The 24,756-nt window shown below is 70.7% G+C and carries 26 protein-coding genes; 9 read left to right on the forward strand and 17 right to left on the reverse strand.

What is annotated here, in order from left to right; genetic code table 11:
* The first annotated feature begins 7 nt into the window (after positions 1 to 7).
* Entirely contained in the window at positions 8 to 949 is a 942-nt protein-coding gene (locus ABZS40_RS04510; RefSeq protein WP_354941831.1) for a MerR family transcriptional regulator, read from the forward strand.
* A 32-nt stretch (positions 950 to 981) separates the two neighbouring features.
* On the opposite strand, the gene ABZS40_RS04515 is transcribed toward ABZS40_RS04510, so the two are convergent.
* Positions 982 to 1,917 carry a DUF2332 domain-containing protein gene (locus tag ABZS40_RS04515; protein WP_354941833.1) on the reverse strand — a complete coding sequence of 312 codons (936 nt, stop codon included), beginning with the start codon at positions 1,915 to 1,917 and terminating at the stop codon, positions 982 to 984.
* A 147-nt stretch (positions 1,918 to 2,064) separates the two neighbouring features.
* On the opposite strand from ABZS40_RS04515, the gene ABZS40_RS04520 reads away from it, so the two are divergent.
* Positions 2,065 to 3,177 (forward strand): FAD-dependent monooxygenase, encoded by a 1,113-nt coding sequence (locus tag ABZS40_RS04520; protein ID WP_354941835.1) that lies wholly within the window; start codon positions 2,065 to 2,067, stop codon positions 3,175 to 3,177.
* A gap of 36 nt (positions 3,178 to 3,213) precedes the next feature.
* Here the strand turns inward: ABZS40_RS04520 and ABZS40_RS04525 are convergent, their stop codons facing one another.
* Both ABZS40_RS04525 and ABZS40_RS04530 read right to left on the reverse strand, forming a co-directional pair.
* Positions 3,214 to 4,182 (reverse strand): CU044_5270 family protein, encoded by a 969-nt coding sequence (locus tag ABZS40_RS04525; protein ID WP_354941837.1) that lies wholly within the window; start codon positions 4,180 to 4,182, stop codon positions 3,214 to 3,216.
* A 16-nt stretch (positions 4,183 to 4,198) separates the two neighbouring features.
* Complete coding sequence (locus tag ABZS40_RS04530) at positions 4,199 to 4,768, reverse strand: sigma-70 family RNA polymerase sigma factor (RefSeq protein WP_354941839.1); 570 nt, start codon at positions 4,766 to 4,768, stop codon at positions 4,199 to 4,201.
* Between the two features lie 227 nt (positions 4,769 to 4,995).
* Here ABZS40_RS04530 and ABZS40_RS04535 point away from each other — a divergent pair, with 227 nt between their 5' ends.
* The gene (locus ABZS40_RS04535; protein WP_354941841.1) at positions 4,996 to 5,895 is read left to right on the forward strand and encodes a bifunctional 5,10-methylenetetrahydrofolate dehydrogenase/5,10-methenyltetrahydrofolate cyclohydrolase; all 900 of its coding nucleotides are present in this window, start codon (positions 4,996 to 4,998) and stop codon (positions 5,893 to 5,895) included.
* 61 nt (positions 5,896 to 5,956) lie between these two features.
* On the opposite strand, the gene ABZS40_RS04540 is transcribed toward ABZS40_RS04535, so the two are convergent.
* From ABZS40_RS04540 to ABZS40_RS04555, 4 genes are all read right to left on the reverse strand, one after another.
* Positions 5,957 to 6,139, reverse strand: coding sequence for a hypothetical protein (locus ABZS40_RS04540; protein ID WP_354941843.1), 183 nt, complete (start codon positions 6,137 to 6,139; stop codon positions 5,957 to 5,959).
* The gene (locus ABZS40_RS04545; protein ID WP_354941845.1) at positions 6,136 to 6,276 is read right to left on the reverse strand and encodes a hypothetical protein; all 141 of its coding nucleotides are present in this window, start codon (positions 6,274 to 6,276) and stop codon (positions 6,136 to 6,138) included. The genes ABZS40_RS04540 and ABZS40_RS04545 overlap by 4 nt, the downstream gene beginning before the upstream one ends.
* Positions 6,277 to 6,350: 74 nt before the next feature.
* Complete coding sequence (locus ABZS40_RS04550; RefSeq protein WP_354941847.1) at positions 6,351 to 6,530, reverse strand: hypothetical protein; 180 nt, start codon at positions 6,528 to 6,530, stop codon at positions 6,351 to 6,353.
* Entirely contained in the window at positions 6,527 to 6,715 is a 189-nt protein-coding gene (locus tag ABZS40_RS04555) for a hypothetical protein (RefSeq protein ID WP_354941849.1), read from the reverse strand. Before ABZS40_RS04555 ends, ABZS40_RS04550 begins: the two co-directional genes overlap by 4 nt.
* Before the next feature lie 65 nt (positions 6,716 to 6,780).
* On the opposite strand from ABZS40_RS04555, the gene ABZS40_RS04560 reads away from it, so the two are divergent.
* From ABZS40_RS04560 to ABZS40_RS04570, 3 genes are all read left to right on the forward strand, one after another.
* A complete protein-coding gene (locus tag ABZS40_RS04560) occupies positions 6,781 to 7,701 on the forward strand; it encodes a helix-turn-helix transcriptional regulator (protein WP_354941851.1) in 921 nt (306 codons plus the stop codon).
* A gap of 9 nt (positions 7,702 to 7,710) precedes the next feature.
* Positions 7,711 to 7,881: a DUF397 domain-containing protein gene (locus tag ABZS40_RS04565; protein WP_354941853.1), complete on the forward strand. Its 171-nt coding sequence runs from the start codon at positions 7,711 to 7,713 to the stop codon at positions 7,879 to 7,881.
* 118 nt (positions 7,882 to 7,999) lie between these two features.
* Positions 8,000 to 8,209, forward strand: a complete 210-nt coding sequence (locus tag ABZS40_RS04570; protein WP_354941855.1) for a DNA-binding protein — start codon at positions 8,000 to 8,002, stop codon at positions 8,207 to 8,209.
* A gap of 144 nt (positions 8,210 to 8,353) precedes the next feature.
* Here ABZS40_RS04570 and ABZS40_RS04575 read toward each other — a convergent pair whose 3' ends face one another.
* The 5 genes from ABZS40_RS04575 to nrdR all read right to left on the reverse strand — a co-directional run bounded on the left by ABZS40_RS04575 (position 8,354) and on the right by nrdR (position 14,012).
* Positions 8,354 to 8,860, reverse strand: coding sequence for a DUF523 domain-containing protein (locus ABZS40_RS04575; protein WP_354941857.1), 507 nt, complete (start codon positions 8,858 to 8,860; stop codon positions 8,354 to 8,356).
* Positions 8,854 to 9,525: an HAD-IA family hydrolase gene (locus ABZS40_RS04580; protein ID WP_354941859.1), complete on the reverse strand. Its 672-nt coding sequence runs from the start codon at positions 9,523 to 9,525 to the stop codon at positions 8,854 to 8,856. The genes ABZS40_RS04575 and ABZS40_RS04580 overlap by 7 nt, the downstream gene beginning before the upstream one ends.
* Before the next feature lie 197 nt (positions 9,526 to 9,722).
* Positions 9,723 to 10,403, reverse strand: coding sequence for a hypothetical protein (locus tag ABZS40_RS04585; protein ID WP_354941861.1), 681 nt, complete (start codon positions 10,401 to 10,403; stop codon positions 9,723 to 9,725).
* A gap of 166 nt (positions 10,404 to 10,569) precedes the next feature.
* On the reverse strand, positions 10,570 to 13,476 hold the full coding sequence (locus tag ABZS40_RS04590; RefSeq protein WP_354941863.1) for a vitamin B12-dependent ribonucleotide reductase: 2,907 nt from the start codon (positions 13,474 to 13,476) through the stop codon (positions 10,570 to 10,572).
* Between the two features lie 35 nt (positions 13,477 to 13,511).
* Positions 13,512 to 14,012: a transcriptional regulator NrdR gene (gene nrdR, locus ABZS40_RS04595; RefSeq protein ID WP_354941865.1), complete on the reverse strand. Its 501-nt coding sequence runs from the start codon at positions 14,010 to 14,012 to the stop codon at positions 13,512 to 13,514.
* 539 nt (positions 14,013 to 14,551) lie between these two features.
* Between nrdR and lexA the strand changes: the two genes are divergently transcribed.
* Positions 14,552 to 15,337 (forward strand): transcriptional repressor LexA, encoded by a 786-nt coding sequence (gene lexA / locus ABZS40_RS04600; RefSeq protein ID WP_179782671.1) that lies wholly within the window; start codon positions 14,552 to 14,554, stop codon positions 15,335 to 15,337.
* Positions 15,338 to 15,409: 72 nt separating this feature from the next.
* On the opposite strand, the gene ABZS40_RS04605 is transcribed toward lexA, so the two are convergent.
* Both ABZS40_RS04605 and hflX read right to left on the reverse strand, forming a co-directional pair.
* A complete protein-coding gene (locus tag ABZS40_RS04605; protein WP_354941868.1) occupies positions 15,410 to 17,215 on the reverse strand; it encodes a hypothetical protein in 1,806 nt (601 codons plus the stop codon).
* Between the two features lie 50 nt (positions 17,216 to 17,265).
* A complete protein-coding gene (gene hflX, locus ABZS40_RS04610) occupies positions 17,266 to 18,720 on the reverse strand; it encodes a GTPase HflX (protein ID WP_354941870.1) in 1,455 nt (484 codons plus the stop codon).
* Between the two features lie 183 nt (positions 18,721 to 18,903).
* Between hflX and ABZS40_RS04615 the strand changes: the two genes are divergently transcribed.
* On the forward strand, positions 18,904 to 20,370 hold the full coding sequence (locus ABZS40_RS04615; RefSeq protein ID WP_354941872.1) for an NAD-dependent malic enzyme: 1,467 nt from the start codon (positions 18,904 to 18,906) through the stop codon (positions 20,368 to 20,370).
* 188 nt (positions 20,371 to 20,558) lie between these two features.
* Here the strand turns inward: ABZS40_RS04615 and dapF are convergent, their stop codons facing one another.
* Genes dapF through ABZS40_RS04630 form a run of 3 tightly spaced genes read right to left on the reverse strand, consistent with a single transcriptional unit; the run spans position 20,559 to position 23,111 of the window.
* A complete protein-coding gene (gene dapF, locus ABZS40_RS04620) occupies positions 20,559 to 21,416 on the reverse strand; it encodes a diaminopimelate epimerase (protein ID WP_354941874.1) in 858 nt (285 codons plus the stop codon).
* Positions 21,417 to 21,423: 7 nt separating this feature from the next.
* On the reverse strand, positions 21,424 to 22,326 hold the full coding sequence (gene miaA, locus ABZS40_RS04625; RefSeq protein ID WP_354942092.1) for a tRNA (adenosine(37)-N6)-dimethylallyltransferase MiaA: 903 nt from the start codon (positions 22,324 to 22,326) through the stop codon (positions 21,424 to 21,426).
* Between the two features lie 17 nt (positions 22,327 to 22,343).
* Positions 22,344 to 23,111 (reverse strand): hypothetical protein, encoded by a 768-nt coding sequence (locus tag ABZS40_RS04630; RefSeq protein ID WP_354941876.1) that lies wholly within the window; start codon positions 23,109 to 23,111, stop codon positions 22,344 to 22,346.
* Between the two features lie 150 nt (positions 23,112 to 23,261).
* Between ABZS40_RS04630 and ABZS40_RS04635 the strand changes: the two genes are divergently transcribed.
* Positions 23,262 to 24,470, forward strand: coding sequence for a DUF349 domain-containing protein (locus ABZS40_RS04635; protein WP_354941878.1), 1,209 nt, complete (start codon positions 23,262 to 23,264; stop codon positions 24,468 to 24,470).
* The last annotated feature ends 286 nt before the right edge of the window (positions 24,471 to 24,756 follow it).

Here is a 24,756-nt window from a genome sequence, read left to right on the forward strand (position 1 = left end):
TGGGGGCATGAGCGGGCAGACGTTTCACACGATCGGCGACCTGGCCCGACGGACCGGCCTGAGCGTCAAGACCATCCGGTACTACGCCGACAGCGGGGTGGTGCCGCCGACGGACCGGAGCCCGGCCGGCTACCGGCGGTACGGTCCGGCGGCCGTGGCCCGGTTGGAGCTGGTCCGGACACTGCGTGACCTGGGCCTGGACCTGGCCACCATCCGGCGGGTGGTGGACCAGGAGGTGCCCCTGCGCGAGGTGGCCGCCGCGCACGCCGAGGCGTTGGCCGTGCAGATCCGGGTGCTGCGGCTGCGTCAGGCGGTGCTCAGCGTCGCGGCGAGGCGAGGGTCGGGCCCGGCCGAGGTGGACGAACTGCACCGGCTGGCCCAACTGACCACCCGCGAGCGGGGGCAGTTGGTAGGCGACTTCCTGGACACCGTCTTCGCCGGCCTCGGCGACCAGCCCGCCTACCCGGGTGTGATCGTCTCGTTGACGCCGGAGCTTCCCGACGACCCCAGCACCGAGCAGGTCGAGGCGTGGCTGGAGCTGGCCGAGTTGTGCCGGGACCCGGAGTTCCGGGCCCGGATGCGGCGGCTGGCGCGACAACACGCCGCCGACCACGACGTACCGGGGCTGCCCCGCCCGGACGCCGTCGCTGTGGTCCGGGACGCGGTGGCCCCCGCCCTCGCCGCTGGTCTCGACCCGACCAGCCCGGACGCCGACCCGGTGATCGCTGCCGTCACCAGCCGGTACGCGAGCCTGCACCGTCACTCCGACAAGGCCGACCTGCGTCGGCGGTTGTTCGACCGGCTGGTTCCGGCCAACGACCCCCGCCGGGACCGCTACCTCGACCTGTTGGCGGTGCTCAACGGCTGGTCGACCGGCGAGGCGACGGCGCCGGCCGTGGACTGGTTCATCCGGGCCCTGCGCCACCGCATGCCCGAGCCGGCACGTTGAGCTGACCGCGTCGAATCAGCGGCCCGGTGACGTCAGCCGAACCAGGTCAGCGCCTGGCCGTGGCCTCTGGCCCAGGCCAGCGGTTTTCCGTCGAGCGCGAGGACGTTGTGCAGCGCGTCGCTCGGCGGGGCGGGCAGCCCGTCGTACCGGAGCACCTCCGGCCCCTCGTTCGCCACCCAGTGCCCCGGCAGCTCCCGGACCAGCCGGACGAACGCGTCGCGGCGCGGGGGCGGCACCTGATAGAGCACTGACGTGTGGAAGACCACCAGCGTCGCGTCGGTCGGCGCCCGCGCGGCCAGCGCCGGCAGGTCGTCCACCAGGTCGCCGCGGACCAGCAGCGGCGGGTCGGCCGCGGCGACCGCAGCCGCGGCGCGCAGCCGGGCCCGCCGGTGGGCGTGCTCCGGCCAGATCAGCGCGTCCAACCAGGACACGTCGTCGGGGTCGGTCACGTCGAGCGGGTTGAGGTCCAGGCCGGCCCGCCACACCACCTCGGGTACGCGCGCCGGCGGCACCAGCCCGTTGGCCGCGCAGTCGAGGACCAGCTCACCGGAGCCGACCTGATGGTCGCCGTAGCGGTACGCGTACCGGTCGGGGTAGAGGCAGAGCCCGGCCGACGCACCGACCTCCAGCAGGGCGAGGGGCTGCGGCAACGCGGCGAGCACCGGCAACAGGACCGCGCACCGGCCCGCCTCGTTCGTCTGGGTGGCCCGGGCACGCATCTGCGTCTCGATGGCCGGCCAGTGCGTCACCACGTACTCGTGGAACGCGGCCGGGTCGTCGACCGGGCCACCGAGCCAGCGGACGACGCCGAACAGCAGATTCGGCTGCCGCTTGGCCGGCGCAAGCCCGTCGAGCAGGGCGAGCAGGGCGTCGTCGCGGGCGACGGCCTGCGACAGGCGCTCATACGTCGCCGACACCCCGCGCGCCTCGCGGCTGCCGAACGTGGCGTACGCCTCAGCGGTCGTCATGCCCTCATCGTCGCAGCCCATTCCTCGGTAATTCAGCCCCCATTTCCGTGCGCTGACTCACCCGCCTCGTAGAGTGCTGCGGCGGCCGGACCGTTGAGCAGCAGCTCAGCCGGGGTGCGGGCGAGGGCAACGGGGGAGGAACGTGTCGTGCGGGGTGACGGTGTCCGGGTACTGATCGTCGGCGGAGGTGTCGCCGGACTGGCGACGGTGGCAGCGCTGCGCGAGTGGGGCGCGACGGTCGACGTGGTCGAGCGGGCGCCGGGGCCGACCGACTCCGGCACCGGCATCTACCTCACCGGCAACGCGACCCGCATGCTCGACGTACTCGGTCTGCGGGAGCCGGTCGCCGACGTCGCCGTGGAGATCACCCGGCAGCGCAGCGCCAACCAGCGCGGGCGTCGCCTCTTCGACATCGACGTGGCCGCACTGTGGCAGGGCGTCGGGCCGTGCGTGTCGCTGCCCCGGGCACAACTGCACCGGGCGATGCTCGCCGGTGTCGGCGACGCCCCGATCCGCTGGGGCCGCCAGCCGGTCGCGCTCGCCGAGGAGGGCGACGTGGTCGCCGTCGAGTTCGACGACGGTGCCACCGAACGGTACGACCTGGTGCTCGGCGCGGACGGAGTGAACTCGACTGTCCGCCGGCTCGCCTTCGACGGCCAGGCCGCCCGCGACCTCGGTCAGTACGCGTACCGGTGGGTCGCTCCCCGCGTCGACGACGAGCCGGTCTGGTCGGTGCAGTTGGGGCGCGGCAGGCAGTTCCTGACCATCCCGATCAGCGCCGAGCAGACGTACTGCTACTACAACGACGGCCCGGTGGTCGACCGGCCCGGCTGGCGCGACGAGCTGGCCGCGACGTTCACCGAGCCGGTGGCCACCATGCTCAAGGCCCTCGACTACGACGACAGCACCCTGCACGCGGGGCCGAACCAGGAGGTCGTGCTCGACTCCTGGTCCCGGGGGCCGGTGCTGCTGATCGGCGACGCCGCCCACGCCACCTCGCCGAACATGGCCCAGGGCGCGGCGATGGCCCTGGAGGACGCGGTCGTGCTCGCGTCATCGTTGGCCGCCGCCGGGTCCATTGCCGAGGCGCTGCGCGGGTACGAGACGCGGCGCCGCCCGCGTACCGACTGGGTGCTCGGCCAGACCCATCGCCGGGACAAGGCCACCGGGCTCCCGCCCGCGCTGCGTGACCTGGTGATGCGCCGGCTCGGCGAGCAGATGTTCCGCTCGAACTACGGGCCCCTGCTCGCCCAGCCCTGATCGGCCGGAGTGCAGCCGGGGCGAGCGCATCGCCGCTCACGGCAGCTGGCCCGGCCGGTCGACGATTGCGATGCGGAGTTGCGCGACATTGTCGTACAGGGACTCCTTGCCGTTGCGCACAACCGTCCCGCGGGTGCCGAGGAAGACGTGGGTGTCGCGGTCGAAGAGCAGGTCCACGTTGCCGCCGATCACACCGGGCGTCCGGATCGCCACCCCATGGCGACCGGCGGCGTCCACCACGTCGCCCGAGATGACGACCGCCCCGGGCTCCCGAGCCAACAGTTCGAAGAGCGCCGCCAGCGCGCGGGGCGGCACGTAGCCGCCGCGGACCATCGACCGCGCGGTGGTGTACGCCATGCTCTCGTCCCCGTAGAGGGCCTCCTCGTCGGCCCCTTCGGGGAGATGCAGGTCGACCGGGTTCTTCCGAAGGTATCGAAGCAGCTCGTCCGGATCGGAGGGCAGGTCGCCGTGGTACGCGGGCGGCTGGAACGCGTCGAGTTCCTTCGTGGGATCGGCGGCATCGCCCATCCGGAGCTCCCTCAGCTCGCCCCACCCGTTCGGGTCGCTCTCCGGTCGGTAGCGTCCCTGCGAGTACGCGACTCCGCCGGCCGACTGCCACAGTTGGCTCCGTGTGGTCTGGTAAGGACCGCTGTCGGGCAGGTCCCGGATCGTCACCAGGTATTCCGTGAAGACGTACTGATCGGGTCGGGCGGTGAGCTCCGGCTGTTGCCGGGCTGCGTCGGCCGCCAGATGGAAGATCTCCGACGCGCTGGCCGTCGGCGGCGGCTGGTCGCCCAGCCTCATCGTCTGGACCGCCAGCGCACCGGCGGTCAGCGTCACCGCCAGCCCGAACGCTCCGGCGACGCGCCAACCGCGCAGGAACCGGGTACGGCGTTCGGCGGGACGGACCGCCGACGCCATCTCGGCCCGGTGGGCGACGTGTGCGGTCAGGTCCCTGAGGAGCTGCTCCTCGAAACCCTGCGGCGACCGATCGGTCTCGTTCATCGTCATCTCCGTCTCATCAGGCGAGGGTGGTGACCGGGCGGGCCAGCACAGCGCGGACGACGCGGCGGGCACGATGCAGGCGGACCCGAGCAGCGACCGGTGACACGCCAAGCACTGTCGCCGCCTCCGCGACGGTGAGGCCGTCCACCGCGACGAGTTCGACAAGCGTCCGGGTGCCCTCGGGCAGCTCGCTCAGCGCCCGATGGGTGCGGCGGGCCGCCGACTCGGCGTCGATCCGCTCCTCGATGCGGGCGATGTCATCGGGGCCCAGGTCCCGCCGTCCGGCCAGTCGGCCGGTCACCCGCAGCCGTTGAGCCGCCCGACGCCGCTCGTCGCCGATGACGTTGCGGGCCACCCCGTACAGCCAGCCGATCTGGCTACCCCGGTCCGGCCGGTAGCCGGCCGCCGACTCGATCACCGCCAGGAACACGTCGGCGGTGAGGTCGGCGGCGAGGTGTGGATCGTCGACCCGCCGCGCCACGAACCGGCTCACCGCCTCCAGGTGCCGCCGGTAGAAGACCTCGAAGGCCACCGGATCGGCTCCGATGCCGGAGATGTCGTCATCGGCTCGGCTCGGCTCACTCACAGGCCGTCCCCCCTCGTAGCCCTCACACCCCTTCTTCGTAAGGCGGAGCACGAGTGTTACCGAACCATCCCGCCCCGAGTCTGCCGGCGCTGCTGGTCCAGTTGGGCAAACGCCCTGGTGATGCGGCATCATCGAAGCACCGGCGACTGGCGGCACGGGGATGGTGGAACCATCGGGGAGCCTCTCGCGGGCGTCGACCGCCTGGGCGCCTGCGTCGAGGAACCGTCATGACCACGACCAGCGAATCCGCCGAGCACCACACCCCGTCCGGCACGGCCCGGCTTCTGCCGGGTGCACCGGTCGCCGAAGCCGTCCTGGCCGAGACCGCCGCCGCAGCTGCCGGCCTGCGCAGCCGCGGGATCACCCCGAGCCTCGCCACCATTCTCGTCGGCGACGACGACGCCAGCGCCGGTTACATCGCCATCAAGCAGCGTCAGGCCGCCGCGCTCGGGTTCGACTCCCCGCACGCGCACCTGCCCGCCACCGCCACCCAGGCCGAGCTGCACCAGGCCATCGCCCGGTTCAACAACGATCCGAACGTGCACGGGCTGCTCGTGCAGTACCCCGTTCCGGGGCATCTGGACTACGACGCGGCGTTGCAGACCATCGACCCGGACAAGGACGTCGACGGCATGCATCCGCTGAACATGGGGCGTCTCGCCGTCGGCCTGCCCGGCCCGCTGCCGTGCACCCCCGCCGGCATCGAAGCCCTCCTGGCGTACTACGAGATCCCCGTCGCCGGTCGTGAGGTCGTCATCCTCGGCCGCGGTGCCACCCTCGGCCGCCCCCTGGCCATGCTCCTCGCCCAGAAGCGCCCCACCGCCAACGCCGCCGTCACCGTCGTCCACACCGGCGTGCCCGACTGGGCCCGCTACACCCGCCGCGCCGACATCCTCGTCGCCGCTGCCGGCGTACCCCGGATCGTGCAGCCTGAGCACGTCAAGCCCGGCGCCGTCGTCATCGGCGCCGGCGTCCGCTACGAAGGCCGGCGCCTCCTACCGGACGTGGATGAAGCGTGCGCCGAGGTCGCCGGCGCGATCACGCCCCGGGTCGGCGGGGTCGGCCCGACGACCGTCGCGATGCTCTTTCGCAACGCCGTGCGCGCCGCCGAACGAGCCAACCAGTAGTCCGGTTCGCTCGATTCCATGATCAAGTGATGAAAAGTAGGTCCCAGGGCCATCTTCCGACCTATTTCTCATCACTTGATCGTGGCGGCTTCCTGCGGTTGGAGATTTCTTCCAGGTGCTGGAGCTGGTGCTGCCGGACCATATCGGCCCAGATCTCCTGGTCGTAGTCCGGGTTCGGCGGGATCCACTTGTGCGAGTTGTCGCTGTAGTGGAACCGCTCATCGCCCCGCCGGATCAGACTCACCGGACCCAGCCCAGGAAACGCCGGTGCAGCAGCCCGGCAGGCACCCAGGTCAGGTCCTCGGCCGCCCAGACCAGGTAGGACCCCATGTAGAGGGCCAACGACACGGGTGCGCCCTCGAACTCGGCATGCAACTCCACGCGCCGGGTCCGGCAGGGCCAGGGCGCGGCACAGCCGCCGCAGGTCCAAACCGGAAGGACCGGGCCGTGGGTGGTCACGACAGACCATCCAGGAACCGCCGGGTGACCGACCGGGCGTGCCAGCGGGCCGCCCATTCCGCCTGATAACAGGGGTACGGGGACAGCCGCGCCCACCACCAGCGACAGCCGGCGCACAGGCCGTCAACACCGGGCAGGTGCACCGCCACGATCTGCCCGACCTGATTTTCGGTCACTCCTGCTCCTCCCCTGGCCAGTGGCCTCTCCGGATCGGGATGCGGTGCCGGGCCCGGCACGGCAGATCAGCTCCACACCGGCAGACCCACCGCCACCGCCGCCACGACCAGACCGGCGGGTGCCGCCGGGCCAAGGTCAGCGCCACCGCCAACAGGTAGTCGTCGTACGGCACCCGATCCGGCATCAACCCTCCGGTGGTTCACATCAGACACACTGGACTGCGCACTCATTTTGCGCGCGCATTTTTATATGGTCAACGCTATCCGCTCAGAAAGCTTGCGCGTGTCCGGTCAGCCGACGCGGCTGTCGTGGCGGCACAATGACCGCATGGAGAGCCCGACCTTCGTTCGCTTCCAACTCGGCGCGCAGCTTCGCCGGGTCCGCGAAGAGGCCAGCGTCACGGCGGAGCAGGCTGCCGACGTCATCGAGGTGTCGGCGAGCACGCTCCGGCGGATCGAAGCCGGACGCGTTGGCATCAAGGCACCGGCGCTCAACGCCCTACTCGACCGGTACGGCGTCACCGATGTCGAGCTGCGCGACACGCTCCTGTCGATGGCGAAGACAGGCAAGCAGCGCGGCTGGTGGGCCAAGTACGGCGACCTGCCGTCGTCCTACCGGCAATACATCGGCTTGGAGTCGGCGGCCGAAGAGGTACACAACTTCGAGACGCTGGTCGTCCCAGGGCTGCTCCAGACAGAGGACTACGCCCGAGCCTTGACCAGCGAGGACGCGCTGGAGCCCTCACCCGAGGCGGTCGAGCGTCGAGTCGCCGTCCGAATGCAACGCCAGGAGCTGATCGCGACAGGGAAGCTGCGACTGTTGGCCGTGCTCGACGAGGCGGTACTGCACCGACAGATTGGCGGAGCGGCCGTCATGGCTGAACAACTGACCGCACTGCTCGAGGCCAGCAAGCGCTGGAACGTCACCCTTCAGGTCATCCCGTTCCGGGCGGGCGCCTACGCCTCGATGGTGTCGAGCTTCCACATCCTCAACTTCGCGGGCGGACCCGGAGTCGTCTACATCGAGGGCATCACGGGCGACCTCTACGCGGAAGGTGACGATGTGAGGCGTTGTACCGTGGTCTTCAACAGCCTGCGCGCCTCGGCCTTGTCCCCCAGCGACTCAATCGCGATGATCAAGGCCGTCCAGGATGCGGGGCCCGACATGTAGGAGGCGGCAGTGGACTCGCAGTGGCGCAAGAGCACCCGCAGTGGCGGCAACGGCGCCTGTGTCGAGGTCAGGCGTGACGGGCTAGCGGCGCAGGTCCGAGACAGCAAGGACGAACTCGGCCCAACTCTTCGGTTCGACGCCGCAGCCTGGTCGACGTTTCTCTCTGAGTTGAAGCGCTAGCAAGCGGAGCCCCCACCGCCCGGCGGTGCCTGTGTCGAAGTTGCCGCTCCACTCGTTGCTGTCGCGGTTCCAGCGACACCGGCCCCGGCGCAGCCCAGCGGGCACCTACGATCAGGCTGTGAAGCGACCGCGCCTGTACGGGCCTGGCGAGTTGGCCGCCCTGTTCAACGTGTCGCGGCAGCGGGTACTCCAGATCACACGCCGACCCGGCTTCCCTGAGCCGATGGCCCGCCTGATCGGGACGACCATCTGGGACGCGGACGAGGTAGACGAGTGGACCAAGCACAATCGCCCACCACACCCGATTGAGGGCGACGAAGACCGCTGATCCGGTGGCGCCTATCGGCACGCCACGCCGGACCGGATCCACCAGTGACGTTCCGTTACAGCCAGCCAGAACCGGGTGTAGGGCACATCCGCTTCTGTCGATGTGAGTGCGTTAGGTGATACCGCACGCTGCGACGAGCGGGGGTCAGCCGTTGCCGTGCTGCCGTTCCTGCTCCGCCAGAGCAGCCGCTGCCCTGTCCAGGTCGTAGTGAGAAAACACAGGGATGCCCCGGCGGCGCAACGCCTCGGCCGCGACGCCACGCCCAGCGACGGTGACGCCGGTGAAGGTTCCGTCGTGAACGTAGGTGCTACCGCAGGTAGGGCTGCCCTCGACCAGGATGGCGAGCCCGACTCCGGCCTGCAGTGCCTTGTCGACCGCCCGCTGCGCCGCCGCCTGGAACAGTTCGGTGACGTCACGGCCCGATGCTTCGTGTACTTGGGCGCGGCCGTCGAGGACGTCGGCCGCGCTGCCGCCGACGATCTCGGCTGGCGGGCGCGGCACCGGGAATCCGACGGCCAGTTCTGGACACAGCGACACGAGGCGCCCTTCAGAAGCCCACCGCTGCCAGATCGGAGAGACGACCGGCACGCCGGTCTCGTTGAACCGGATCGGTGCGCCGCCCAGGCAGCCGCTCACCAGGATTTTCAACATGGCAACACCTGGGGCAGCAGCGCCGTCAGCGTCGCCGCGGTGTAGGTTGCCGTGACCCCCGGCGGTAGGCCCCCTCCAGCACGGTCGAGGAACGCCGTGTCGATACCCAGAGCGGCGGCTCCGGCAACATCGGACGATGCGGAGTTGCCGATGTGGATCACGTCGCCGGGGCCTAGGCCGAGGCGGGCCAGCGCGAGCTGGAACGGTTCAGGGCGGGGCTTGTATGCGCGGGCTTCTTCGCTGGTCACCGCGGCGGCGACGGCGATGCCGTGCCACCGCAGCACCGCCGTCAGGTCGTCCTGGTCGACGTCGGAGACCAGGCAAACCGGCACCTTCACAGCATCGAGGAACGGCCGGCTGTCGTCGTACAACGGTGGATGACGCCAGGAGTGCATCTGCTTCCGGCAGATCGGCTCAAGCTCCACGGATGCCCCGAAGTTCGCCACAGCCTCCCTGAGGCTGCCGAGCGTCAGGTCTGCGAGCGTACGAAAACCGGCCCCATACGCCATCTCGGCGCTGGCCTCCAGCCGGCGGGACCACTCCGCCGCGATAGCAGACGGATCGACTGCGATCAAAGCTGCTACCTGCACGCAGACGTCATTGACCGAGCTCTCGTCATCGTGTACGAGCGTGCCGTACACGTCCAGCAAGATCGCCTGATACACAGTGAGACGCTATCCGAATGAATCTGACCCCGGTCGGTCGCCAGGCACCTCTCGTACCGAAGCCGCCATCACAAACCGGCACAGCCGGCACCTTGTTGCGTACGCTCTTCTGCCGCGATCCGCGTGACCTGGCTGACCGGCCGGATACGGTGAGCGACCAGCATGCAGCCGAAGCGATCCGGGTTTGGCGCTTGGTGTCACGCTGCCCCGATCGGATATCCCATCGCGACGATGTCCGTGTGGAGCCTGGCAACGGTTGCCTTCGGGTTCAAAGCTTGCACGACGACGTCAGTAAGCGGACGGTGCGCGACGACGTGCTCGACCACCGCCGGGGCGACCTCGATCTCGTAGTAATCCTCGGCGAACGCAATGTACCGGTCGACGGTGTCGTCGAGCAGGATCTCGAGCAGGTCCGAGCCGTCCGGGGCGTTGCTGTCGCACGGTCCGCGAAGCGCGGGGAACGTGATGGCTTCGCCGGCGTGCCAGCGGTCTTCACCGGAGAGCCGCCACAGGACAACAGTGGCGACGAACTGGCCTTCCTCGTCGCCGAACGCTGGTTCCTCGATCTGCGGACAGAACACCGCCGGGAGACCGTCAAGCAGTCCGGGCCACAGTTCGTGGTCCGGATCGCGATAGGGCGTCATCGCCGACTCATGGTCAAACACGCGGATGAAGGCGCCATCGGCGGTGAACACCACTGCCCACTCGTCGCCGCTGCCGTTGTTCATCAATGCCGCCTCGTCGTCACCCCAAGATCGCGTGTAGGCGTAGTAGGGCTCGCCCTCGTCGACGATGCACTCCAGCACGGCGAGTGCCTTGCAGCGGTCCCGCAGCACGTCTATGGAGGGCAGTCTGGCGGCGATGTCGTACACGGTCACCCGCTGAACCTACGCCCAAGCACCGACACTCGAGACTCGGTGAGATGCACGCTCATAGCCTCTGGCCGGGCGCTTACCTCTGCACGCACCCGGGGATGGAAGAGCCTGGAAACGGCGCTGTCCCGGCCTCCCAGAAGGGAAGCAGGGACAGCGCTTATCGCGTACGTCAGCTGCAGCCGCTTGTGGAGCCGCAGCCCTCGCAGACGTAGCAGCTGCCGGCGGGGCGCATCTTCGTACCGCAGGTGAAGCAGAGCGGCGCGTCGGCGGCCTTGCCGATCACGGCCTCCAGCAGTTCGGTGCTGGAACCCACGCTCGGAGCCGGCTTGGCGGCGGCCACATCGGCCATCTCCTGGGCCGGCTGGGCGAGCGCCTCCGGCTTGGCCGGGATCTCCACCGGCGCGGACGACGCCATCGCGGTGAGCTCGGCGCCGGTGACGCCGGCGGCCTCCGCGTCGGCCTCGGCCCGCAGCTGGGCGGCCCGCTCCGAGGCGGTGAAGATGCCCAGCTCGGCGCGGCGCTCGTAGGGCAGGAAGTCCAGCGCCAGACGACGGAAGATGTAGTCCATCACCGAGGCCGCCATCCGCACGTCCGGGTCGTCGGTCATGCCGGCCGGCTCGAAGCGCATGTTGGTGAACTTGCTGACGAACGTCTCCAGCGGCACGCCGTACTGGAGGCCGATGCTGATGGCCACCGAGAAGGCGTCCATCACGCCGGCCAGGGTCGAGCCCTGCTTGGACATCTTCAGGAAGACCTCACCGAGGCCGTCGTCCGGGTAGGACGACGCGGTCAGGTAGCCCTCGGCGCCACCGACGGAGAAGCTGACCGTCTCGGACGGGCGCTTCTTCGGCAGGCGCTTACGCACCGGCCGGTACTCGATGACCTTCTCCACCGCAGCCGGCGCGGCCGCTGCGGTCTCGACGGCTGCCGGAGCGGTGGCCTTGTTGGACTTGGCCACCGAGAGCGGCTGGCCGACCTTGCAGTTGTCCCGGTAGATCGCCAGCGCCTTGAGGCCGAGCTTCCAGCCCTCGAAGTAGATCTTCTCGACGTCCTCGACGGTGGCCGCCTCCGGCATGTTCACCGTCTTGGAGATGGCGCCGGAGACGAACGGCTGGATGGCCGCCATCATCCGCACGTGACCCATCGGGGCGATCGTCCGCTCCCCCATGGCGCAGTCGAAGACCGGGTAGTGCTCCGGCTTGAGGCCGGGGGCGTCCACCACGTGGCCGTGGTCGGCGATGTGCTCGACGATCGCCTCGACCTGCTCCTCGGGGTAGCCGAGGCTGCGCAGGGCGCGCGGCACCGTCTGGTTGACGATCTGCATCGAGCCGCCGCCGACCAGCTTCTTGAACTTGACCAGCGCCAGGTCCGGCTCCACGCCGGTCGTGTCGCAGTCCATCATGAAGCCGATCGTGCCGGTCGGGGCGAGGACGCTCGCCTGCGCGTTGCGCCAACCGAACTTGTCGCCGATCTTGTTGCCCTGGGTCCACTGCTTGGTCGCCTCGCGGACGATCGCGGTGGCCACCGGGCTGGTCGGCTTGATCTCGTCGTTGGCCGCGGCGTGCTTACGCATGACCCGCTTGTGCGGCTCGGCGTTGCGGGCGTAGCCGTCGTACGGGCCGACGACGCCGGCCAGTTCGGCCGAGCGGCGGTAGGCGGTGCCGGTCATCAGGGAGGTGATCGACGCGGCGACCGAGCGGCCCTGGTCCGAGTCGTACGGCAGGCCGGTGGCCATCAGCAGGGCACCCAGGTTGGCGTAGCCGATGCCGAGCTGCCGGTAGGCGCGGGACGTCTCACCGATCTTCTCGGTCGGGAAGTCCGCGAAGCAGATCGAGATGTCCATCGCGGTGATGACGAACTCGACGGACTTGACGAACTTCTCCACCTCGAAGCCACCGTCGGCGCGGAGGAACTTCATCAGGTTGAGCGAGGCCAGGTTGCACGAGGAGTTGTCCAGGTGCAGGTACTCCGAGCACGGGTTCGACGCGGTGATCCGACCGGTCTCCGGGCAGGTGTGCCAGTCGTTGATCGTGTCGTCGTACTGGAGGCCCGGGTCGGCGCACTCCCAGGCGGCCTGGGAGATGGAGCGGAACAGGTTCTTGGCGTCGACGGTCTCGATCACCGAGCCGTCCAGCCGGCCGCGCAGGTCGAAGCCCTTGCCGTTCTCCACCGCCGACATGAACTCGTCGGAGACCCGAACCGAGTTGTTGGCGTTCTGGTACTGCACGCTGACGATGTCGGAGCCACCGAGGTCCATGTCGAACCCGGCGTCACGCAGCGCGCGGATCTTGTCCTCCTCGCGCGCCTTCGTGACCACGAACTCCTGGATGTCCGGGTGGTCGACGTCGATGATGACCATCTTGGCCGCCCGGCGGGTCGCGCCGCCGGACTTGATGGTGCCGGCGGAGGCGTCCGCGCCGCGCATGAAGCTGACCGGGCCGGAGGCGTTGCCGCCGGAGGAGAGCAGCTCACGGGACGACCGGATCCGCGACAGGTTGACTCCGGAGCCGGAGCCGCCCTTGAAGATCAGCCCCTCCTCCTTGTACCAGTCGAGGATCGAGTCCATCGAGTCGTCGACGGCCAGGATGAAGCAGGCGCTGACCTGCTGCGGCGACGGCGTGCCCACGTTGAACCAGACCGGCGAGTTGAAGCTGAACACCTGGTTGAGCAGCATCCAGGTCAGCTCGTGCGCGAAGACCTCGGCGTCGGCCGGGCTGGCGAAGTAGCCGTACTCCTCACCCGCGGTGCGGTAGGTGGTGACCACCCGGTCGATCAGCTGCTTGAGCGACCACTCCCGCTCCGGGGTCCCCACCGCGCCCCGGAAGTACTTGGTGGTCACGATGTTGGCCGCGTTGACGCTCCACGACTCCGGGAACTCCACACCACGCTGCTCGAAGTTGATCGAGCCGTCCCGCCAGTTCGTCATCACGACGTCACGGCGCTCCCAGGAGACCTCGTCGTACGGGTGGACCCCCTCGGTCGTCCACACCCGCTCGATCTTCAGCCCCGCGCCTGCCTTGTTCCGTGAACGGCTAGTTGTCACGCCGTCGCCCCCCTCGTCTGCGCGGTGCCCCACCGCGCGTCCCAATCTCTGTGAAAAACCGTGAAGACTCAGCTGGTACGGCCGGCGGTCTCGACCGCATCGGCCCGGCCCTGCTCCCGGGCTCGCGCCGCGGCCCGCAACGTCTCGATCTCGCGCTCGAAGTCCGCGAGCGAGTCGAACGAGCGGTAGACGCTGGCGAACCGCAGGTAGGCGATCTCGTCCAGGTCGCGTAGCGGACCCAGGATCGCCAGGCCCACGTCGTGGCTGGGGATCTCGGCGGCCCCCTTGGCCCGGACCGTCTCCTCCACCCGCTGCGCGAGCAGCGCGAGTGAGTCGTCGTCCACCGGCCGGCCCTGGCACGCCTTACGCACCCCGCCGATGATCTTCGTGCGACTGAACGGCTCGGTCACCCCGCTGCGCTTGACGACCGCGAGGACCGCCTCCTCGACGGTGGTGAACCGCTTGCCGCACTCCGGGCAGGACCGCCGCCGTCGGATGAGCTGGCCGTCGTCGGCCTCCCGCGAGTCAACCACCCGGGAGTCAGCATGCCGGCAGTACGGACACCGCATCGCCCACCTCCTAATAATGATCAACTGCGAGCACACCGGACACTCCCGGGCACGACTGACCGCGACGGTGCCATCCTCGGATGACGCCCGCCGTGATCGACGTTACGGGAGTGCGGTCGGTAGTCAGACCCAACCTGTAGGCAACTTACGCCCGTGTCACTACTACATCTAGGGGTCGACCGTATGTCGCCGGGGAAGCCGGGTCAAGTTGGTCGGCGTGTCCGGCGCGTCACGGACCATCCGGTCATCCACGCCCCGCACAACGCCCGAAGACCCAACGTCGCGATCCCGCCCGGGTTACCGGCGAGCCGGCCGGATCCGGCCGGAAAATAATCCACGATCGAACACCAGTGCTACCTGACGTACCATTTATCAGAACATCCGTACGACCGGAGCGCTTTTTCACCCCGACACGCCGGTGAGAGGTCGTACAGATGTTTGAAAATGACTGATCTCACCTATACGGTCATGAACGACGTGGCACCACCGCACGCACCACGAGCCGACGAGGCACCCAGCGCCGACCAGGGAGGACGGACGTGACCGAGGACCGGGCCAGCCGGCCGAAGAGCCCGCAGCAGATCACCGAGGCGGGCCCGCCGGCCACCCGACGCCGCAGCGCCGCGCGCAGCCGGACGGGTCAGCCCGCCGTGCGCCAGGTCACCCCGGTGGTCAGCGCCTTCCCCGACCCGGCGACGATCGACCTGACCGCCCGCCAGCGGCGCATCCTGGAGTTCATCCGCACCTGGGTGGAACGACACGGCTACCCGCCGAGCGTCCGCGAGATCGGCGAGGCGGTCGGCCTGGTGTCGCCGTCCAGCGTCGCCTACCAGCTCAAGGAGCTGGAAAAGAAGGGCTTCCTGCGCCGCGACCCGAACCGGCCGCGCGCGGTGGACGTCCGCGCCCCCAGCGAGGCGATCGACGACGAGCTGTCGAGGGCACAGCGGCCGACGCCGGCGTACGTGCCGATGCTCGGTCGGATCGCCGCCGGTGGGCCGATCCTCGCCGAGCAGGCCGTGGAGGACATCTTCCCCCTCCCCCGCGAGCTGGTGGGTGAGGGCGAGGTCTTCATGCTCCAGGTCAAGGGCGACTCGATGCTGGACGCGGCGATCTGCGACGGCGACTGGGTTGTCGTCCGGCAGCAGCCCACCGCCGACTCCGGCGAGATCGTGGCCGCCATGCTCGACGGCGAGGCGACAGTGAAGACCTACCGGCGGCGCGACGGGCACGTCTGGCTGATGCCGCAGAACCCGGCCTTCGACCCGATCCCCGGCGACGACGCCACCATCATGGGCCGGGTCGTGGCGGTGCTACGCCGGATCTGACCGGTCGGCGGGTGGGTGCCAACGGCGCTCACCCGCACCGCTCGTTCAGGCCGGGTAGGGCCTCAGCGCCGGTCAGTAACGGTCGCCCCGGTGACCTCGACCGCCCCCGGGATGCTGCCCGTACGGGTCCACGGGCGGCGCGTCGTCGTCGCGTCGGCGGCCGGGCCGCTGACCCCGGTTGTCGGGCTCCTGCCCACCGCGCCGTGGCGGCTCCGCGCGACCGGGCTGACCGCCGTCGCCACCGTAAACGCCACCGCCAGGACGACCACCGCCACCACCCTGGGCGCGACCACCGCCGCCACCCTGGGGGCGACCACCGCCGCCACCCTGCGGACGACCACCGCCGCCGCCCTGCGCACGACCACCGCCACCAGCCTGGGGACGGCCACCGCCACTGGCCGGGGGACGACCGCCGCCGCCGTACACGCCAGCACCGCCGCCGTCCGGTCGCGGCGCACCGTAGCCGTCGGCCGAGGCCGGTCGGCCGGCACCGCCGTACACGGCACCACCCGCCGGGGCCGGGCCGCCGCGACCCGCACCACCCGCCGGGGCCGGGCCGCCGCGACCCGCACCACCCGCCGGGGCCGGGCCGCCACGTCCCGCACCACCGCCGTAGACCGCGCCGCCGGCCGGCGCGGCGCCACCCCCGTAGACACCACCCCTGCGGTCATCGTCGGCCGGGAAGCCGTCAACGGCACGGCCCGCGCGCGGCCCGAACGGCTCGCCGTCCGGCTCCGACGGGTCGGACGCGTCAGCGGGCGGCGGCCGACGGCGGGCGCGAACGATGCCGAAGATGCCGCCGGCGACCAACAGCAGGCCGATCAGCCCGACCGCCCCGACCAGGTACGTGATGTCGTCGAGGCTCAGCCCGTCGGTCCAGGATTTCGAGGCGGCCGGCTTGGCGCCGTCCTCGGCAGCCAGTGCTACCGCGGTCGACGTGGACGGGGCGTAGCTGAGGATGTCGAGCGGCTCGTCTTCGGTGAACCGGCCCGCGTCGGAGACGGTGAGGAACGACTTCCCGTCCGAGGTGTAACTGATGGCCTCGCCGAACGGGTCGGCCAGCGGCGTCACCCGCGGCTTGCCGGTGGTGAGCGCGCCCACGATGTCGCCACCGGTCACGTCGAACTCGAAGGCGTCCGCATAGGTGCGCAGGACCACCCGGGAGCCGTCCGGTGCCCGGGACGCGCCGGTGATGGCGATCCGGCCGAACGTGTTGAGGGTGTTCTCCGTCTGGGTCTTCGGCAGCGTGAGCTCGCCGGCCTTACGCATGGGCACCGGGGCGGTGTCGCCGCTCTTGAGGGCCGCCGACGGCGTGTAGATCTCGGCCTTGCCGCTGGTCACCTTGGTGATGATCAGCGGTTTTCCGTCGTCGCCGATGAGCAGCGCCTCGGCGTCGTGCGGCTTGGCCTCGGGGTAGGAGAGCCGGTGCAGCGTCGGCGCCTTGGCACCGGTGACCGGCATCGACCAGAGCGCGACGCGGCTGCGGCGCTCCTTCGAGTCGGGGTTGTCACCGGTGTCGGCGATCCAGAGGGTCTTGCCGTCCTTGGACAGGGCGAGATCCTCGGTGTCGAACGGACCCTGCCCCGAGTAGCGAACCGGCTCCTTCGAGATCTTGCACTTGCTGTCGAGGAAGAAGACCCGCTTGCGCTCCGCGACCTCGGTGCCGTCGTTGATGACGACGTAGCCACTCTTGGTGGCGACCAGACCGGACAGCTCCCGTAGGCGCTCGTCGACGATCGTGCATCGCTTCTGGCCAGGGTTGGCGGCGGGCGGCCCGGACGCCCCAGGGGCGGGAGCCGCTGCGGCGACTCCAGCGAGCGCCACGGTTGCCCCGAGCAGGCCGAGGGCAACCGTGACCGAGGAAACAACGCGGCGCATTCGGCCAGTGTCGCATGCCGCGCGTTTCCGGTGGATGACGCCGTGGCCGCTCAGGACCGGCTGCCGGCCGCCTGCCCCTGCCGCTCCACGTCGAACGCCGTCAGCTCCGCCGCCAGCTCCGCGCCGACGCGGACGCGCAGCAGAGTGCCCTCCGGCAGGTGCGACGTGCTGAGCACCTCGCCCGTGCGGTGCGCCCGAGCCACCAGGTCGCCCCGGTCGTACGGGAGCACGGCCCGGACCTCCACGGCCGGGCTCGGCAGCCGCTCCTCGATCGCCGCGCGCAGCTCGTCCATGCCCCGCCCGGAGTACGCGGACACGAAGATCGCGTCCGGCCAGAGCCGCTTGAGCCGCAGCAGAGTGTCCTCGTCGGCCGCGTCGGTCTTGTTGACCACCAAAAGCTCGGGAAGCCGGTCCGCGCTGACCTCGGCGAGCACCGCGTGGACCGCCCGGACCTGCTCCTCCGGATCCGGGTGGGTGCCGTCCACGACGTGCACCACCAGATCCGCTTCCGCGACCTCCTCCAGCGTCGAGCGGAACGCCTCGACGATCTGGTGCGGGAGGTGTCGGACGAAGCCGACGGTGTCGGAGAGGGTGTAGAGCCGCCCGTCCGAGGTGGTGACCTTGCGGGTGGTCGGGTCCAGCGTGGCGAACAGCGCGTTCTCCACCAGCACGCCCGCGCCGGTCAGCCGGTTGAGCAGGCTGGACTTGCCGGCGTTGGTGTAGCCGGCGATGGCGACCGCGGGAACGGCGTTGCGGGAACGCCGGGCGCGCTTGGTGACGCGTACCGTCTTCATGCTCTTGATCTCGCGACGTAGCCGGGAGATGCGGTGACGGATGCGCCGCCGGTCGGTCTCCAGCTTGGTCTCACCGGGACCACGGACACCCACACCGCCGCCGGCGCCGCCGCCCCGGCCGGAACCACCGGTCTGCCGGGAGAGCGTCTCACCCCAACCGCGCAGTCGGGGCAGCAGGTATTGGAGCTGAGCCAGCTCGACCTGTGCCTTACCTTCCTTGCTCTTGGCGTGCTGCGCGAAGATGTCGAGGATCAGCGCGGTGCGGTCGACAACCTTGACCTTGGTGCGCTGCTCCAGGTTGCGCAGCTGCGACGGGGACAACTCTCCGTCACAGATGACAGTGTCGGCGCCGGTGGAGAGCACCACCGCACCGAGGTCGTCGACCTTGCCACGGCCGATGTACGTGGCCGGGTCGGGTCGGGTACGACGCTGGATGAGCCCTTCGAGCACCTGCGAACCGGCGGTTTCGGCCAGCGCGGCGAGCTCGGTCAGCGAGTTTTCCGCGTCGGTGACAGTGCCTTCGGTCCAGACGCCCACCAGGACGACCCGCTCCAGCCGCAGCTGGCGGTATTCCACCTCGGTGACGTCGGTGAGCTCGGTTGACAGGCCTGGGACGCGTCGGAGGGACTGCCGCTCCGACAGCTCCATCTCGCCGGTGGTGACGTCGTCGAGCTCGTCCTCGACGGGGACAAAGCTCTCCTGGTCTCGCAAGCGGTTCTCCTGTCCGTTTTGATAAGTAGAACGTAATCCTGACATGACACAACGCCGAACGCACCTGCTATATGCCCATGGTGAAGGTCGCCAAAAGTGGGGGCGAATGCTGGTCGGCAGCGACAACCCGGTAGAAATGCGGGCGGCGGCCGATCGGTCGCACAGCCGTTACGGAGGGATCCCGTGGCCATCACCCGAATGCCCAGCGCCGGATTTTCGATCACCATTCGGATCGCCGTGACCGCGGACGCCTCCTCGATCGGCCGGCTCACCACCTCCGTCGGCGAGGCCGGCGCGATCGTCACGGCGCTGGACGTGGTGGACTCGGACCCGACCCACGTGATCGTCGACTTGACCTGCGACACCGCCGACGCCGGTCACGCCGACCAGGTGGTCGACGCGCTGACCGCGCTGGACGGCGTGGATGTGCGCAAGGTGTCGGACCGGACGTTCCTGCTGCACCTCGGCGGCAAGATCGAGGTGACCTCGAAGGTCGCGCTGCGCAACCGCGACGAGCTGTCCCGCGCGTACACACCGGGGGTGGCCCGGGTCTGCATGGCGATCGCCGAGAACCCGGCCGACGCGCGGCGGCTGACCATCAAGCGCAACACCGTCGCGGTGGTCAGCGATGGCTCGGCGGTGCTCGGCCTGGGCAACCTCGGTCCGGCCGCGTCGCTGCCGGTGATGGAGGGCAAGGCCGCGCTGTTCAAGCGCTTCGGCGGTGTGGACGCCTGGCCGGTGGTGCTGGACACCCAGGACACCGACGAGATCGTGCAGATCGTCAAGGCGATCGCGCCGGCCTACGGCGGCATCAACCTGGAGGACATCGCCGCGCCCCGCTGCTTCGAGATCGAGGCCCGGCTGCGCGAGGCGCTGGACATCCCGGTCTTCCACGACGACCAGCACGGCACCGCGATCTGCGTGCTGGCCGCGCTGACCAACGCGCTGCGGGTCGTGGGCAAGCGGCTCGAGGACGTCCGGGTGGTCGTCTCCGGAGCCGGCGCCGCCGGCACCGCGATCATGAAGCTGCTGCTGCGCCAGGGCGTCGGCGACATCATCGCGTACGACCGGGAGGGCGCCCTGCACCGCGGGCTGACCGGGCTCAACTCGGCCTGGCAGTGGCTGGCGGAGAACACCAACAAGGAGAACTACTCCGGCGACCTGCCCGGCGCCATCCGCGGCGCCGACGTGTTCATCGGGGTCAGCGCGCCGAACCTGCTCACCGGCGACGACATCGCGCAGATGGCGAAGGACTCGATCGTCTTCGCCCTCGCGAACCCGGACCCGGAGGTGGACCCGCGGGAGGCGCGCAAGCACGCCGCCGTGGTCGCCACCGGTCGCTCGGACCAGCCGAACCAGATCAACAACGTGCTCGCGTTCCCCGGGGTGTTCCGCGGCATGCTGGACGCGCACGCCGAGGAGTTCACCGAGGAGATGGCTCTCGCGGCCGCCCGGGCCATCGCCGACGTCGTCGGCCAGGACAAGATCAACCCGACGGTGATCGTGCCGAGCGTCTTCGACTCCCGGGTCGCCCCGGCGGTCGCCGCCGCCGTCCGCGCCGCCGCGCACAACCCCAGCCCGCTGCCGGCCGCCGACCCCGGCCCGGCCGACCTCCCCGAGATCGCGGCCAACGCCAGCGCAACCCCCTGACGAGTAGTCCGGCGTCCGCGTGTGACGCCGGGACGAGGGAGACGGCCCCGGGTCGCCTCCCTCGTTCCCTTTGCTCTGCTTCAACCACCGCAACACCTGATGTCCGATAATCGGACACCGGCTGTTGCGCGGGGTGAAGCAGAGCAAAGGGCCAGCAACGACCGACGGCTACCGGGCGTGCGGAGAGCTCAGCGTCGGTCGGAGACGGGCAGGGTGGGGAGGTTGATCTCGCCCGTCGCCACCAGGACGGCGGGACCGGAGAGCCAGCAGGCGGTCTCGGTGACGGTGACCGTCAAGCGGCCACCCGGCACGTCCACGGCGACCACCCCGGTTTCCCGGCCGGCGTCGCGCAGCGCCACCGCACCCACCGCGCAGGCACCTGTGCCACAGGACAGCGTCTCGGCGCTGCCGCGCTCGTACACCCGCATCACTGTGTGCTCGTCGGTGCCGTCGACCGGGTCACCCGCCACGATGAACTCCACGTTCACCCCGCTCGGAAAGATCGCCGGGTCGAACCCGGGTGCGACGGTCAGGTCCAGCGCCGACAGCTCCACGCCGGCCGGCAGCACGCAGACCAGGTGCGGGTTACCGACGTCCACCACCGCACCGGTCAGGGTCAGCCCGCCGAGGGCGGCGGCGGAGCTGTCGTACACCTGGGGTCGGCGCATCTCGACGGATACGACGTCGCCCTCGACCAGCGCGCGCACGACGCCGGCCCGGGTGGCCACCGGCAGCGCCGCGCCGGCGGGCGTGGCCAACCCGGTGTCGAGTAGGTAGCGCACGAAGACCCGGGCGCCGTTGCCGCACATCTCGGCGAACGAGCCGTCGGCGTTCCAGTAGTCCATGAACCACTCGGCCTCGCCGGCCATACCCGCGCCGTCCGGATGCTTGGCCGCGCGGACCACCCGCAGTACGCCGTCCGCGCCGATGCCCCGACGCCGGTCGCAGAGCGCCGCGACCAGCTCCGGGGTCAGGTCGAGCTGACCGTCCGGGTCGGGAAGGAGGACGAAGTCGTTGCCGGTGCCGTGGCCCTTGGTGAACTCCACAGCCCCATTATCGCGTCTCGGCCGGCACCAGACGCAGGGCGGCTCCGATCAGGTCCGGGGTCGTCGAGTCCAGCCAGTGGATCCGCGGGTCCCGCCGGAACCAGGACCGCTGCCGGCGGACGAAACGCCGCGTCGCACGGACCGTCTCGTCGTGCGCCTGCGCCTCGGTCAGCTCACCGGCGAGCAGGCGCAGCACCTGCTGGTAACCCAGCGCCCGACTCGCCGTCCGCCCCTCGGGCAGCCCGCGCCCGACCAGCTCACGGGTCTCCGGCACCAGGCCGTCGGCCCACATCCGGTCGACCCGCAGCGCGATCCGCTCGTCCAGCAGGCCGGTGTCCAGGTCGACGCCGAGCTGCACCGACGGGTAGTACGGCGTGGGCTGCGGCAGCGAGGCGGCGAACGGCGCGCCGGTGAGCTCGATCACCTCCAGGGCCCGCACGATCCGCCGACCGTTACCGGGCAGAATGCTCTGCGCGGCGACCGGGTCGGCAGAGCGCAGCCGCGCGTACAGCGGAGCCGGGCCGACCTCGGCCAACTCCCGTTCCAGCCGCTCCCGCAGTGCCGCGTCGGTGCCGGGGAACTCGAAGCGCTCCAGCACCGCCCGCACGTACAGCCCGGAGCCACCGACCAGCAGCGGCACCCGCCCCCGGGACAGGACGTCGTCGACCGCAGCGCGGGCCAGTCGCTGGTACTCCGCGACGCTCGCCGGCTCGGTGACCTCCCAGATGTCCAGCAGGTGATGCGGCACCCCGTCCCGCTCGGCGACTGTCAACTTGGCCGTGCCGATGTCCATGCCCCGGTAGAGCTGCATCGAGTCGGCGTTGACCACCTCCCCGTTCAGGGCGTGCGCCAACGCGATGCTCAGCGCCGACTTGCCGGCCGCTGTCGGGCCGACCACCGCGACGACCATGCCGGCAGCGGCGCTGGTCACACCCGCTCCCAGGACGCCACGAAGTAGGCCACGCCGTAGGGGGCGGAGTCGTGCAGCAGCTCACCGCGCCACCCACCACCGGCCGCGCGGGCCGCGCCGGCGAGCACCTGCCAGGGGGCGCGACCGGCGGCCTTCAGCTCCGCCGACACCACCGGGTCGAGGTCGAGCAGGGCGTCCAGGTCCGCGTCGGCCAGCGCCGCGGCAACCCCCCGGTCGTACGGGAGGGCGCGCGCGTCGTCGTACCCGGGTGCTTTCTCCCCGCGGCAGGCCGACCCGTCCCCGAGCACCAGCGACGCCACCCGGTCACCGGCGGCGCCGACCTCCTGGGCGAGCGCGGCCAGCTCGGCCGGGCCGGCGTCGGCGGCCACCTGCACGGCGGCCACCGGCGGTGGGGTGCCGTGGCGGGCCAACAGCCACGCGCCGACGGTCAGGCTCAACGGCAGCACCGCCCCCCGGTCCGGTTGACCCGGCACCAGCGGCACGTCCAGGTCGACACCCCAGGGCTGGAGGGAACCGGTCGCCGGGGCGCGGACCGGACCGGTCACCGGGCCGGTGCCCACCAGCACCACAATGTCCGGATCAGTGGCCAACAGCCGGCGTACGGCGGTGTCACAGGCCGCCCGCAGATCGTCCAGCTCCGGAGCCGCGGAGCCGGCCACCTCGGGCACGAGCAGGGGCGGATGCGGGCAGACAGCGGCGGCGACCAGTGACACCCGTCCACCGTAGCGGGAATCCCCGGTGCGTCTCCGAGCCGATCCGGTCATTAGGCCCCTAGGACACCGTATGGTCACGGTCGGCGATAGGCGCTCGACGCGGACCGGGTCGGACCTGTGACAATGCCGGAAGCAACTTGGCTGCGCCGTGGCGGCGACGGGGGATCGATCCCTCGACGCCGGGAGAACGAGGATGGGCACATGAGCGACTGGACTGCCTTCGGACGGGTGGACGCGGACGGCACCGTGTACGTCAAGACCACCGAGGGAGAGCGGGTGGTCGGATCCTGGCAGGCGGGAGCGCCGGAGGAGGGCCTGGCACACTTCGCCCGTCGCTTCGCCGACCTGGTGACCGAGGTGGACCTGACCGAGGCGCGACTCAAGTCGGGTGCGGCGGACGCCGGGCACTCGTTGAGCACGATCCGGCGGATCCGTACCACGCTGCCCGAGGCCAACGTGGTCGGCGACATCGACGCGCTGGCCGCTCGCCTGGACAAGCTGGCGACCCTCGCCGAGGAGAAGGCCGGCGAAGCGCGCGCCGCCCGGGACGCCGCTCGCGGCGAGGCCCTGGCCCGCAAGACCGCGCTGGTCGAGGAGGCCGAGAAGCTGGCCGCCGAATCCACCGGCTGGAAGACCGCCGGGGACCGGCTCAAGGAGATCCTCGACGAGTGGAAGACCATCCGCGGGGTCGACAAGAAGGCCGACGGTGAGCTGTGGAAGCGGTTCGCCGCCGCCCGGGACGGCTTCACCCGCCGCCGCGGCGCCCACTTCGCCTCCCTGGACTCGCAGCGCAAGCAGGCGCAGACCGCAAAGGAGGAGCTGGTCGCCGAAGCGGAGAAGCTCTCGGACTCGACCGACTGGGCCGCCGCCGCCAACCAGCTCAAGGACCTGATGACCCAGTGGAAGGCCGCTCCGCGCGCCTCCAAGGAGGCCGAGCAGAAGCTCTGGGAACGGTTCCGGGGTGCGCAGGACGCCTTCTTCAGCCGGCGCAGCGAGGTCTTCTCCGCACGGGACAACGAGCAGCGCGGCAACCTGGAGCGCAAGCAGGCCCTGCTCGCCGAGGCCGAGGCGTTGGACATCGACGCCGACCCGAAGGGCGCACAGGCCAAGCTGCGGGAGATCCAGGCCCAGTGGCACGAGGCCGGCCGGGTGCCCCGCGAGGCGGCCGCCGGGCTGGAGCGTCGACTGCGCGTCATCGACGACAAGGTCCGTGACGTGATGGACTCGGCGTGGCGCCGCACCACCAAGGAGGACAACCCGCTGCTCGCCCAGATGCGGGCGCAGGTGGCGGAGGCCGAGGACCGGCTGGCCCGGGCGCAGAGCGCCGGGGACGCACGCCGGATCAAGGAAGCTGAGCAGGCCCTCGCCTCCAAGCGGCAGTTCCTCCAACTCGCCGAGCAGGCCGGCTGAGCTGACAACGTCCGGAGCCCTCGGTCCCCAACGGGACCGGGGGCTTCCGCGTGTCCGCCCCGCGGGGGCAGGGCGCGCGCGGGCGGTGGGACGGGTTGACGCATCGACGTGGGCTGATCAGAATGAGCGACGGAGCCAGGTAGGGCCACCGGCACGAGGGCGACGAAGGCGGAACATCCGCCGTCGAGGGTCGCCGGTGAGCTTCCGCGAGTGACCACGTCCGCGTGACACGGGCCGTCGCGCACTGTCCGCGTACCCCTGGGGGACCGCGACGTGCGGACGGCCG

The organism is Micromonospora sp. NPDC005324 (genome assembly GCF_040607155.1).
GTDB classification, from domain to species: Bacteria; Actinomycetota; Actinomycetes; order Mycobacteriales; family Micromonosporaceae; genus Micromonospora; species Micromonospora trifolii.